We start from the raw sequence: 12,653 nt of genomic DNA, 5'->3' as shown, positions 1-12,653 counted from the left end.
TCGGCATCCATCCTCGCTACTTGAAGCAGCGATGATCGGGTTCTTCGGCCCGGATCTTTTCCATCCAGGGTTTGAGTTCGGACTGCCTGTACAGGCGCTCGCCCCAGCGCTCGGGAGAAACCGGCAGCGGGCGGCCTTGCAGGATGTAGTCGGTCAACAGGTGAATGAACTGCTGCAGGCAATAGGCCCCGACATGCAGGCGCAGCGACGAGGCGGTTTCCGCCGGAGCGATGTTGAAACGCGCCACGTCGATGATGTCGCCGCTGTCCACCGAGGGTGCCAGGTGGTGGCAGGTCGAGCCGTAGGTTTCGTCCTGGTAGTAGATCGCGTAGTGCTGGCTGCCCAAGCCGCGGTACTTGGGCGGCGCCGGGTGCAGGTTGATCGCGCCCTTGCGGGCCCGCTGGTAGATGCTCGCCGGGAAGATGAAATCGCCGCGGTAGGAAATGATCCAGTCGCCTTCCCAGTTGTCCAGGTGATAGGGATAGGGGTCGCCCGGGTCCCAGCAGAACACTTCCAGGTTGGAAAAAACCGTCTTGGCGAACTCAACGCCGTGATCGCACCAATCCATGGTGCATACCGACAATAGAACTTTGTCCTTGCATGGTTCGATGGTCTGCATTGTCTTTTCCATTATTGGCTGTTGGTACATATCGAAAACACCCCGGTCCGCCCTCCCCGCTAGCCCTGCTGGCAGGCCTCGACCACCGCCGTGAAACGCTCGACCATTTCGGCGATTTCCGCCTCGCTGGAGATAAAGGGCGGTGCGAACAGCACATGGTTGCCGTGGGTACCGTCGGCGGTACCCGAGCCCGGGTAAATCAACAGCCCCTGCTCCAGCGCCTGCTGCTTGAGCCGCGCGGCGTAGCGTCCGCCACCGCGATACGGCTCGCGGCTGCCGCGGTCTTCAACGAACTCCACGCCAACGAACAGGCCGCGCCCGCGCACATCGCCAACATGCTCGAAACGCGCCAGGCACTCACGCAGGCCATGACGCAATTGCTCGCCGCGCAGGCGCACGGCTTGCAACAGGTTTTCTTCCTGGATGACCCGCTGCACCTCCAGCGCAACCGCGCAGGCCAGCGGATGATTGACGTGGGTCTGGCCATTGCCCAGCACCCCGGAGTTGCCCGCCATGGCCTCATGCACTTGCGCACTGACCAGCAACGCCGAGATCGGCTGGTAACCGGCGGCCAAGCCTTTGCCGACCGCGACCATGTCCGGCACGATGCCGTCGTCTTCATAGGCAAAGAAGCGGCCGGTGCGGCCCATGCCGGCCATGACCTCGTCGAGGATCAGCAGCACGTCGTGGCGCTCGCACACCGCCTTGATCTTGCGGAAATACCCGGGCACCGGCGGCACCGCGCCGTTGGTGGAACCGACCACGGTCTCGGCGAAAAACGCCGCGACCTTGTCGCTGCCCAGCGCCCTGATCCGGGTGTCCAGTTCCAGCGCCAGGCGATCCCCGTACTGCTCGTCGCTTTCGTCGGCGCCCTGATGGCGATAGGCATAACAGGGCGACACGAACTCGGCGGGCCCCAGCAGCGGCTCGAACACCCCGCGCCGCTGGAGATTGCCGGAAATCGCCAGGGTCCCCAGGGTGCTGCCGTGGTAGCTCTGCTGCCGCGAGATGAAGATCGACTTGCCCGGCAGCCCGCGCTCGCATTGGTACTGGTAGGCGATCTTCATCGCCAGTTCCATGACCTCGGAGCCACCGGAAAGGAACTGCGCCCTGGCCAGGCCGCCGGAAGCCCCCACCAACAGGTCCGCCAATTCTTCGGCGGCGGCCGTGGTGAAGCTGCCGGCGTGGGCCCAGCTGAGTTTCTTCGCCTGCTGCTCGATCGCCGCGGCTATCCGTGGATGTCCATGGCCCAGGCTGGAAACGGCCACCCCGCCGCATGTGTCGAGGTAGCGTTTGCCCAAGGCATCCTCAAGCCAGACCCCGGCGCCGCTGACGGCGAGAATCGGTGAGGTATTCAAGTTCTTGTAGATGACCGTTGACATGGATCCGAGCCCTTGCAGTTATAAGGCCTAACGGGTGTTTTCCGGGTGGTCCCACGCCGTCGAGCCTTGATGGAAACGCTGGCTGAAGCGCGACGAATTGAAAATCCGCCGTACCCAGCCAATCGGTAGCAACACCACAGCGAACATCAGCAACGAAAGCAACCTGAGCATGAGCATGTCTCCTGAATAAAAAGTGAGTGAGCAATCAATCCAGCGGAATCTCGTTGCGCCAGTCGACCTCTTCGACGAACTCCGGCTGGGTCTTGCGCTCGAGAATGAAGCTCCCCAGCACCAGCACATCCATCTCGGTGCGCATGAAGCAGGCGTAGGCCTCCTCCGGCTTGCACACGATCGGCTCGCCGCGCACGTTGAACGAGGTGTTGACCAGCACCGAGCAGCCGGTGCGTTTCTTGAAGCTGCGCAGCAGATGGGTGAACGGCGCGTTGTTTTCCTCGGTCACCGTCTGCACCCGCGCCGACAGGTCGACGTGAGTGATCGCCGGCAGCTGCGAGCGGATCGAATTGATGCTGCCCAGGCCACGCTCGGGGCCGCCGGGCTGGCGCGATTCGGCGGTCTTGATCGAGTCGGTGACCTGCGAAACCATCAGCATGTACGGGCTCTTTTCGCAGATATCGAAGTAGGACTGGGCGTCCTCGTCCAGCACCGCCGGGGCGAAGGGCCGGAAGGATTCGCGGTACTTGATCTTCAGGTTCATGGTGCGCTGCATCTCGGGGTTGCGCGGATCGCCGAGGATCGAGCGCGCGCCGAGGGCCCGCGGGCCAAACTCCATGCGCCCCTGGAACCAGCCGACCACCGCGCCGTCGGCCAGGTGCCGCGCGGTTTCGTCGTACAGCTCGGCCTTCTCGCAGCGCTGGTACGGGTAGTGGTTGGCATCAAGAAACGCCTGGATTTCTTCGTCGCCAAACCCCGGCCCCAGCAGGCTGCCGCTCATGGCGTCGAGCTTCTTGCTGCCCAGGTGCGGACGCCCGGTGCGCTTGACCGAATAGTCCATGGCCGCCCCCAGGGCGCAACCAGCGTCGCCGGCCGCGGGCTGGATCCAGATCGAGTCGAAACGTCCGGAACGGCTGAGCACGCCGTTGGCCACACAGTTGAGCGCCACGCCGCCGGCCAGGCACAGGTTGCGGAAACCGGTCTGGCGCACGGCCGCGGTGGCCAGGCCCAGCACCACCTCTTCGGTCACCAGTTGCACCGAGGCCGCCAGGTCGCATTCGCGCTGGGTGATCGGGCTTTCCGGCTTGCGCACCGGGCCGCCGAACAATTCCTCGAACGCTTCGCCGACCATGCGCTCGCCGCGCAGGTACTCGAAGTACTTCATGTTCAGGGTGAAAGAACCGTCGGCGCGGATGTTGATCAGCTCCTGGCGGATCTTGTCGGCGTAGATCGGCCGGCCATAGGGTGCCAGGCCCATCAGCTTGTATTCGCCGGAGTCGACTTTAAAACCGCAGTAATAGGTGAACGCCGAATAGAACAGGCCGACCGAATGCGGATAGGAAATCGAGTTCATCAGGTCGAGCTTGGTGCCGTCGCCTTTCCAGATCGTGGTCGAATGCCATTCGCCGATACCGTCGATGCACAGCACTGCCGCCTGCTCGAACGGCGACGGGAAGAACGCCGCCGCGGCATGGGAGCGGTGATGCTGCGACGCAATGGTCAGCGGGCCGGTGCCGCGGCCCAGTTCCTCGAGTTTCTCGTCGATGAACTTGAGCACGTTGAGCTTCCAGCGGATCCACTCCGGCATGGTGCTGATAAAGGTGCGCGCGCCGCTGATACCGCCGCTGGCGAAGGACGAAATCATCCGCGAGAACTTCTCCTGCGGGTCTTCGTAGTAGACCACCGCAGTCAGTTCGTCGAGGCCGATGCCCTCGGCGTCCAGGCAGTATTTGATGGCATTGGCCGGAAACGCCGCGTCGTGCCGCACCCGTGTGAAACGCTCTTCCTGGGCGGCAGCCACCGGCACCCCGTCCTTCACCAGCGCGGCCGCGCTGTCGTGATAGAACGCCGAAATCCCTAATACGTAAGTAGCCATTTAAACGCTCATCCTCATAGCTTCATGCCAATCCATGGAAAGAATTTCCCTGTGTCTGTGCACAGTCCGTTATCCGTGCAACCAACTTGAGACCGGCAGGCTTTTCAATGCCGGGATCAACGACACCACCAACAACACACTCATTGAAATATTGAACAGCCGCAGTCGGTTCGGCTCGCTGAGAAAGCGCCTCAGATAACGCCCGAACAACACCCAGACCATCGAGCAAGGCGAACCGAAGAGAAAGAAGATCAGCGCGATCAGCAGGATCTGCGCACTGTAGGAACCCACCGGCGTGGTGTAGGCCAGGACCGCGCCCACCGCCATGATCCAGGCCTTGGGGTTGACCCACTGGAACAGCGCCGCACCGGTAAAGCCCAGCGGGCGCCCGCCCTGGTCGTTGAGATCGACGGTGGGCGCCGTGGCGATCCGGTAGGCCAGGTACAACATGTACAGCGCCCCGATTACCTGCAGGATGTCGTGCAGGCTGGGATAGCGATGGAATACCGCGCCGGCGCCGAGCCCCACCGCGATCAGCATCAACGGAAAACCGATGTTGATGCCCGCGACGTGGCGCAGGGTGCGGCTGATGCCGAAGTTGACCCCGGAGGACATCAGCATCACGTTGTTCGGCCCCGGCGTCACGCAGGTCGAGATCGCGAACAGGATGACGGCGTAGTAGTCCAGATTCTGCATGCCCGGAACTCCGCTCACCGATAGTCTTCAAGGGTGCCACTGCGACGAATGTCGACCGACACGCAATGGAAACCGCCGCTGAGGCTGCGGGCGTGGCGCATTTTCAGCGGCGCCACGTCGATCCCGTGTTTTTCCAGGGCGCGGATCAGCGGCACCTGCTGGTCGTTGATCACCGCCAGCGCCGGGTTGACCATGATGAAGTTCATGCCCTGCCAGATCGACGCGCGCGGGTAAGACCAGCAATAGCCGGTGTCGACCATCTCCGGCGCCCAGATGATGTCCCAGTTCTTGAACAGCGCCGGCACCTGGTCCTTGCGGATCCGCTCCGGGCACAGCACCACCAGACCCGGGCGCACCACGGTGATGGTGGTGTCCAGGTGCGTACCGTCGTACACGCCGCTCACCGGATGCACCCGGTAACGGTCGCCCAGCACCCGCTGCAACCACTGGCAGCCCAGCTGGTTGCCGCTGCGCGAGACCAGATAGAGGATGTCCTCGCCGACGCGGATCACGTTGGCGGCATCGAAGATCGGCTCGTCGTTGGCGATGATCGAACCGTCCTTGGGGTTGATCCGGTAAGTGCTGTCCAGCAGCTGCGGCTTGGGCGCGGAGATCCAGTTGGAGCCGCTGGCGAAGTATTCGGTCAGGTGGCGACGGTAGGCGAACGGTTCCAGGTAGCGGCTGCGCAGCGCCATCGGCGCCTCGATGATGGTCTGGCCGATGGGCAGCAGCACATCGCGCGGGCAGTAGTTGTACTCGCCGTCGGTTTTCCAGGCCGCGGTGCCGAACACCGCGCGATGGTCGGTGACGTCCGGACGCCGGACGATGACCCCGTGGGAGCGCAGGAAAGCGGCAAAGGCGTCCAGGTCCTCGCCGGCCTCTTCGATGACCTGCTGCGGATAGGGACCGGAGGGAATGTCCTCGATGTAGTCATGCTGCTCGCTGTAATCGAGGGCGAACAACCCGCGGTCGGCCCGGGGCACCTGGGCGCCCCGGGCAATACCGACGATCATTTCTTCCAGCGGGTCCCACTCGTTGTGCACGTTGACCAGAGACATGGGCACTCCTTGACGTTCAGGCCGTTACGCCAGCCGGTGTGGTCGGGACAATAGGTTCGTGATGCAACAGCGCCTGGTCCTCGCCCAGCGCCTTGCTGCGCGGCAGCACCGCGTCCGCCGAGCCGATACCCAGGCGTCGCAGCCAGGACGTCAGGCGGTCCGGCTGCGGCGCCAGGGACTCGTAACCCACGCGGACCCGTTGCCAGTGTTCTGCCTGTTGCCCAGGCTGCGTCGCGGCGACCTGGCGCATATAGGCATCGATGGCGTCCACCGCCCAGGCCGAATGCCCGGTGGAGACGTTGTCGATGGTGTTATGCAGGTCGACGAACGCGGTGCTGAATCCGTAGTGCCGCAAAAAGCGCCGGGCCGAACGGTAGCTGCCGCCCACCCCCGACAGTTCCATCGCCAGGTTCATGCCGAGGATTTCCGGCATGAAGGTGACCGGCAGCTTGCCCAGGCAGAGCCAGTAGACCGGCAGGCGGAACGACTCCTCGCGCAGCCGCGCGTCCTCGGCGAATTCGCGGGCGCCGGTAGGCGCCAGCTCCAGGCCCATCTGGCGCAGGCCGTCGCGGTAGATCTTCGGGTGGTTCAGGGCATAGGAACCGTTGCCCAGCTCATCCCAATAAGTCTGGAACAACGCATAACCGACATGGGACGACGCCAGGCTCAGGTCGGTGAAACCCTGGAGCCAGGCACCGTCGATCAGGGTCAGCGGCGCCAGTTGCAGGGTGGAATCGACGATTTCTTCGCGCGACGGCATGGCCGCCGGGTCGCTGTCTTCGAACTCCTGGCCGTGGCGGTCGTGCTTGTCCAGCAGCCACTCGCGCAATACCCCGACATTCCAGGCCTCGGGCAAGGTACGTTCGGAATCTCGCAGTGAGCGGCGCGACTGCTCCAGCCAGCGAGCGACATACGCCTGGGCAAACGCCTGGGTACGCGGCCCCAGCGCCCTGCCCTGGAGGACAAAGTAGGCATCGCGCAAGCTCTTGGGCCACTGGCCCTGTTCCTGGGTGTCCTGGCCCGATGCCCGTGCAACCGGGCCGTCGACCTGGACCGGTGCCGGCACCGCGGCAGCCTCAGCCAGGGGAATCGGCCCTGACAGGCCGTCGATCCATTTGCGGATGACGCTCAGGTCAGCCTCGCTGAAGATCCGGAACATCCGCCCGTTGGGCGCCACCAGCGTGTTGACCAGCAGGCTCTTGTCGGCGTTGCCGGGCACGATCAGGCGGCTGCGCGAGAGCATCTCCAGCAGCGGCACAGGGTCGATTTGAGCCTCGCGCAGCCACTGCGCCAGGCTGCGGCCTTCCATCTTGTAGTCCTGGTGATAGACCGCGCCGGCCCGAGCCATGCGCTGGATCATCTTGCCCATCAGGCGCTCGGGGGATACCGCCGCCCGACAATGCGCCAGCAGCCGCTCGTTGAAGGTTTTCAACGCCGCGAACAGCCACTGGGCTCCCGCCTCCAACTGCAAACGACGCAGACTGCCTTGGCCGGCCACCTGCTCGCAGACCCACTGGGAGATATCCAGCGCCGAAGCGGCGCCATCCAACTGGTTCAGGTCGAGCCGGCGGGTGTCCAACTGCTGCGCGTCCAGCGCGGCCCACCAGGGTCCGAGCCCGAGGGCGCGCCAGGCGTAGTCGATGCCGCACAGGGTGTCGCCGAAGGCATCGCTGCGGCGGCTCACCGCCTGCAGCAAGGCCGGCAACTCGAACAATTCGTCGGGCAGGTCGGGGAGCGTGGCGAGCTCGAACGGCGACACCGCGTAGGCGGTCAGCCCGACCTGCACCAACAGCGATTTGAAGTGATCGGCGCGCGACGCCAGGGGCCGCCCGACGCCCACGTCGTGGGCCAGCAGCTCCATGAGCTTGAGTTGCGCGCTGTCCTCGAAGACCCCGGGGGCGCTCATGCCTTGCAGCCAGCACCCCAGGACCGAGGCCAACGGCGCCGAGTGCGCCAGCAGGGCCTCGGCGAATTCGCGTTGGTTGCCCAGCTCCGCGGCCTGGCCAGCCAGCTCGCGGTAAACCCGGGTCTGCTCGTCGCGCCAGAGCTCGATCTGCACCCGCAGGTCGGCCAAGCCGCCCGCGCCCGCTTCACCCGGTGCGGCCAGGCCCATCAGACGCCGGATACTCACATCCCCGAGAAAACTCTCGGGGTTGCTGACTGATCGATAAAACTGGCGCCACATACTGTTTACTTCCCTTCCAGGTTGGAGACCGAGGCAATCCATTGCCGGCCCTCAGTCATCGGCAAGCAATGACATCGGGCGCCGTGATCAGAACATCGGGTAGATCGACGAGTCCGGCTTCTTCTTTTTCTTCTTGCCGAACAGACGTTGGAACAGGTTCTTGATGTAGCTCATGGCAGACTCCTTTAAAGAACATCGAGGATGATTTTCGAGACGAAATCGTTCCCCTGGTCGGTGAAGTGAATACGGTCGACGAACAGCCATTGTTCGGGCTGCAGGGCCTCGGACAGCAGCGGTGTAATGTTCACGAAACGCACGCCCATCTTCTGTGCACCCTCGCGCAGGCGGGCCGCGTAGGCCTCGCAGACCGCGGGCTGCAGGATGTCGCCATAAACCTCGCTGAAACTGCCGGCGCGATCCAGTTCGGCGAACAGTTGTTCTTCCTCGTCGCAGCCCTTCTCCCGGACCCAGCCGGCCAGCGGCTGCAGGATGAAGGTCAGCTTGGCGCCCATATCGGCCGCCAGCGCCCGCCAGGTATCCAGATGGCGCAAGGTCAGGTCGGCGGCGTAGTCGATCTGTTCCTCCATGGTCGGCGGCGGCTCGGGCGTCGGCTCTTCTTCGTCCTTGCCCAGCAGGGCGCGGAACATGCCGCGCTTGGGAGCCTGGGGCTCCGGACGCATGGCATCGAAGAACTGGTTGCAGTTGAAAAACGCGCCATGTTCGCCACGGCTGCTGTCCGGCTGGCGGGCCAGCCCCAGGTTGTTGAACCCGGAAAACAGCACGATTTCGTCGACCTTGGGCAGCATGTGGCGATACAGCGTGAACAGCGTCAGTTCCTGGGTCGAGTTGAAGCTGCGGCCGCCAAAGTTGATCCAGGGCTTGCTGTCAGGGTCGTTCTCGGCAAGGCGCGATGGCAGCGTCCAGGCATCCGAGCTGGCGCCGATGCCAAACACCGTCGAACTGCCGGCCAGCACCCGTACGCTCTTGGCGTGGCGGCTGTTGACCACCGAATACTGTATGCCCAGCAACTCCGAATAACGGAAGCCTGAAGCATCTGTATTGACCACCTCCGAGCTGTGGTTGGCTGGATGGAAATACATCAAGTAAGGCAGCCAGCGAACCTCACCACCGTCGGTGAACTTCTGTTCGTACTCGGCCATCTGCGGAGTCAGTTTGATCCTTGCCGTCATTACCCTGCTCTTCCTTGAGAAGTCATCGTCTAAAGTAGACTGAGGGAGAAGCCCGTCACCCATGGAGCGGGTGATTCTGAATTGCGCCACTGCTGTATTTCAGAACAACCAGTACAGTGCGATGCGGGCCATCTTCCCAAAGGCAATGACTGTCTTATAGGTACACGCCACATGATTTTTCTCAGTACAGATTGCTTTTTTGCCCCGAAAAATTTTCAAAAAAAGTGAAATCTGTAACTTTTTATACGACAGATGAGTCGCTACAGTCCCCGCATGACTCGATACCTGAATCTCGCCGAATACATCAGCAGCCGCATTGAGCAAGGGTTATACGGACCTGGAGAGCGTTTACCTTCGGTCCGGGCCCTGAGCCTCGAACACGGCGTCAGCCTCACCACCGTGCAACAGGCCTATCGGGTCCTGGAAAGCTCGGGGCTGGCTATCCCCAAGCCCAAGTCGGGCTATTTCGTCCCAGCCGGCCGGCGTTTGCCGGAACTGCCGAAGATGGGGCGGCCGTCGTTGCGGCCTGTGGATATCTCGCAGTGGGACCTGGTGCAGGACCTGATGCGCCAGGAACAGAACATCCACGCCGTGCAACTGGGCTGCGGCATGCCCGACACCACGGCGCCGACCCTCAAGCCTCTGCTGACCGCCCTGGCGCGGATCAGCCGGCGCAGCGACAGCCCGAGCCTGCAATACAACCACCTGCAAGGCGTGCTGACCCTGCGCGAACAGATCGCCCGCCTCGGCGTCGATTCGGGCTGCCGGCTGACGCCCGCGGAAATCGTCGTCACCAGCGGCTGCCAGGAAGCCCTGTCCATCGCCATCCGCGCACTGTGCGAGCCCGGCGACATCGTGGCCATCGCCTCGCCGTGCTTCCACGGCATCATCCAGTTGCTCAAGGCCGCCGGCCTCAAGGCCCTGGAGATTCCCACCGACCCGGTCACCGGCATCAGCCTGGAGGCCATGGAAATGGCCCTGGAACAGTGGCCGGTCAAGGCCATCCAGCTCACGCCCAACTGCAACAACCCGCTGGGCTACATCATGCCGGACGAGCGCAAGCGCGCGATGATCCGCCTGGCCCAGCGCTACGACGTGCCGATCATCGAAGACGATATCTATGGCGACCTGGCGTTCCGCTACCCGCGGCCACGGACCTTGAAATCCTTCGACGAGGACGGCCGCGTGCTGCTGTGCAGCTCATTCTCGAAAACCCTGGCGCCGGGCCTGCGCATCGGCTGGATCGCTCCGGGGCGCTACCTGCCGCAAGTGCTGCACATGAAATACGTCGGCTCCGGCACCACCGCGACCCAACCGCAGCTGGCGGTCGCCGAATTCATTGCCAAGGGCCATTACCTGCCGCACCTGCGACGGATGCGCAAACAGTACCAGCGCCATCGCGACCTGATGACCGAATGGGTCAGCCGCTACCTGCCGGAAGGCACCCGGGTCAGCAAACCCCAGGGCGGGTTCACCTTGTGGGTCGAGCTGCCGGACGAGTTCGACACCTACACCCTGAACCGGCTGCTGGAAGCCGAGGATATCCAGATCGCCAACGGCAATATCTTTTCCGCGGCCGGCAAGTACCGCAATTGCCTGCGACTGAATTTCGCCGGCATGCCCAACCGCAAGATCGAACAGGCGATCAACAAGATCGGCCTGGCGGTGGCGCAGCTACTGCCCTCCTGACCCTCGCCGCGCCCGCGGCGAGCCTCATTGCCGGCTCAGGCCCTGGCCGTGCGCCAGAGCTTGCCGGCCAGCGACACCACCAGCAGCACCACAGCGCCGGCAATGATGCCGGCCATGGCGTTGAGCAGCGTCGGCACAATCAGCGAAACCCCGCCAATCACCTCGGCCGTGCGCGCCGCGACCGCCTCGATCCCGTGATGCAGCGCCGGTATGCCGTGAGTCAGGATGCCGCCGCCGACCATGAACATGGCCGCGGTACCGATCACCGACAGGCTTTTCATCATGTAGGGCGCCGCGCGCAGAATGACACCGCCAACGCTTCGCGCCAGTTGCCCCGGTTTCCGGGTCAGCCACAGGCCGAGGTCGTCGAGTTTGACGATGCCGCCCACCAGGCCATACACACCGACGGTCATGACGATGGCAATGCCCGAAAGCACCACCACCTGCTGCATCAACGGTGCGTCGGCGACGGTGCCTAGGGTAATGGCGATGATTTCGGCCGAAAGGATGAAGTCGGTGCGGATCGCGCCCTTGATCTTGGTTTTCTCGAAGGCCACCAGATCGGTCGCCGGGTCGGCCACCGCTTCGATCAATTGCTCGTGTTCGGCCTGATCTTCGGCCTGGCTGTGCAGGAATTTGTGGGCGAGTTTTTCGAAGCCCTCGAAACACAGATAGGCGCCGCCGAGCATCAGCAACGGGGTGACCAGCCAGGGCGCGAAGGCGCTGATGGCCAGCGCCGCCGGCACCAGGATCAACTTGTTCAGGAACGAGCCCTTGGCCACCGCCCAGACCACCGGCAGCTCGCGCTCGGCGCGCACCCCGGAGACCTGCTGGGCATTGAGCGCGAGGTCGTCGCCCAGCACCCCGGCGGTTTTCTTCGCCGCCATCTTGGTCATCAGCGCCACATCGTCGAGTACCGCGGCAATATCGTCGATCAGCACCAGTAAACTGCTTCCGGCCATGGATCAGGCTTCCTTGAGGTCATGAATGCTGCGCAGCATAGCGTGCAACGGGGGCCGGCGGGGCCATTCTTGAGCCTCGCGCAAAGCCGGTGCTACCATGCGCAACCGCCCGAACAGGCAAGGAATCACCTGGTTTATGAGCACCATCCGCGAGCGCAACAAAGAACTGATCCTGCGTGCCGCCAGTGAAGAATTTGCCGACAAAGGCTTCGCTGCGACCAAAACCAGCGACATCGCGGCCAAGGCGGGGCTGCCCAAGCCCAACGTCTACTACTACTTCAAGTCCAAGGAAAACCTCTACCGCGAGGTCCTGGAAAGCATTATCGAGCCGATCCTCCAGGCCTCGACCCCGTTCAACGCCGATGGCGTGCCGAGCGAAGTCCTGAGCGGCTATATCCGCTCGAAAATCCGTATCTCCCGCGACCTGCCCTTCGCCTCCAAGGTGTTCGCCAGCGAGATCATGCACGGCGCGCCGCACCTGAGCCCGGACCAGGTCGAACAGCTCAACGCCCAGGCCAAGCACAACATCGATTGCATCCAGACCTGGATCGATCGCGGCCAGATCGCCCCCCTCGACCCTCACCACCTGATGTTCAGCATCTGGGCCGCGACCCAGACCTATGCCGACTTCGACTGGCAGATCTCGGTGGTGACCGGCAAGGCCAAGCTGGACGAGTCCGACTACGAAGCCGCCGCCCAGACCATCATCCGCCTGGTGCTCAAGGGCTGCGAAGCGGACCAGTAAGCCAGTCCCTGTAGCCGCTGCCGCAGGCTGCGATAAGGCCGAAGGCCTTCAGCGATCTTCAGATCTTGCGCACACCTTGT

Annotated in this window: 11 protein-coding genes; 2 read left to right on the top strand and 9 right to left on the bottom strand. The window is 63.6% G+C overall.

The features are described from left to right. Positions 1–16 precede the first annotated feature (16 nt). The 8 genes from BTN82_RS08015 to BTN82_RS07985 all read right to left on the bottom strand — a co-directional run bounded on the left by BTN82_RS08015 (position 17) and on the right by BTN82_RS07985 (position 9,177). On the bottom strand, positions 17–619 hold the full coding sequence (locus BTN82_RS08015; RefSeq protein ID WP_075118620.1) for a formyltransferase family protein: 603 nt from the start codon (positions 617–619) through the stop codon (positions 17–19). A gap of 59 nt (positions 620–678) precedes the next feature. After that, the gene (locus BTN82_RS08010) at positions 679–2,001 is read right to left on the bottom strand and encodes an aspartate aminotransferase family protein (RefSeq protein ID WP_075118619.1); all 1,323 of its coding nucleotides are present in this window, start codon (positions 1,999–2,001) and stop codon (positions 679–681) included. A gap of 27 nt (positions 2,002–2,028) precedes the next feature. Next, entirely contained in the window at positions 2,029–2,172 is a 144-nt protein-coding gene (locus tag BTN82_RS31295) for a hypothetical protein (protein WP_164486251.1), read from the bottom strand. Between the two features lie 34 nt (positions 2,173–2,206). Then, positions 2,207–4,048, bottom strand: a complete 1,842-nt coding sequence (locus BTN82_RS08005) for a carbamoyltransferase (protein ID WP_075118618.1) — start codon at positions 4,046–4,048, stop codon at positions 2,207–2,209. 69 nt (positions 4,049–4,117) lie between these two features. Then, the gene (locus BTN82_RS08000; protein WP_075118617.1) at positions 4,118–4,744 is read right to left on the bottom strand and encodes a LysE family translocator; all 627 of its coding nucleotides are present in this window, start codon (positions 4,742–4,744) and stop codon (positions 4,118–4,120) included. 14 nt (positions 4,745–4,758) lie between these two features. Further along, a complete protein-coding gene (locus BTN82_RS07995) occupies positions 4,759–5,802 on the bottom strand; it encodes an inosamine-phosphate amidinotransferase 1 (protein ID WP_075118616.1) in 1,044 nt (347 codons plus the stop codon). A 16-nt stretch (positions 5,803–5,818) separates the two neighbouring features. Next, positions 5,819–7,987, bottom strand: coding sequence for an iron-containing redox enzyme family protein (locus BTN82_RS07990; RefSeq protein WP_075118615.1), 2,169 nt, complete (start codon positions 7,985–7,987; stop codon positions 5,819–5,821). Positions 7,988–8,172: 185 nt separating this feature from the next. Then, positions 8,173–9,177, bottom strand: a complete 1,005-nt coding sequence (locus tag BTN82_RS07985; protein WP_075118614.1) for an inducer of phenazine A — start codon at positions 9,175–9,177, stop codon at positions 8,173–8,175. 273 nt (positions 9,178–9,450) lie between these two features. Between BTN82_RS07985 and BTN82_RS07980 the strand changes: the two genes are divergently transcribed. Next, positions 9,451–10,866, top strand: coding sequence for a PLP-dependent aminotransferase family protein (locus BTN82_RS07980; RefSeq protein WP_075118613.1), 1,416 nt, complete (start codon positions 9,451–9,453; stop codon positions 10,864–10,866). Positions 10,867–10,901: 35 nt separating this feature from the next. Here the strand turns inward: BTN82_RS07980 and BTN82_RS07975 are convergent, their stop codons facing one another. Further along, positions 10,902–11,828, bottom strand: coding sequence for a DUF808 domain-containing protein (locus BTN82_RS07975; protein WP_075118612.1), 927 nt, complete (start codon positions 11,826–11,828; stop codon positions 10,902–10,904). A gap of 136 nt (positions 11,829–11,964) precedes the next feature. Here BTN82_RS07975 and BTN82_RS07970 point away from each other — a divergent pair, with 136 nt between their 5' ends. Continuing rightward, complete coding sequence (locus BTN82_RS07970; protein ID WP_075118611.1) at positions 11,965–12,573, top strand: TetR/AcrR family transcriptional regulator; 609 nt, start codon at positions 11,965–11,967, stop codon at positions 12,571–12,573. Positions 12,574–12,653: the final 80 nt, after the last annotated feature.

Source organism: Pseudomonas chlororaphis, from assembly GCF_001921865.1.
GTDB classification, from domain to species: Bacteria; Pseudomonadota; Gammaproteobacteria; order Pseudomonadales; family Pseudomonadaceae; genus Aquipseudomonas; species Aquipseudomonas chlororaphis_D.
This window is presented reverse-complemented; position numbering and strand designations above follow the sequence as displayed.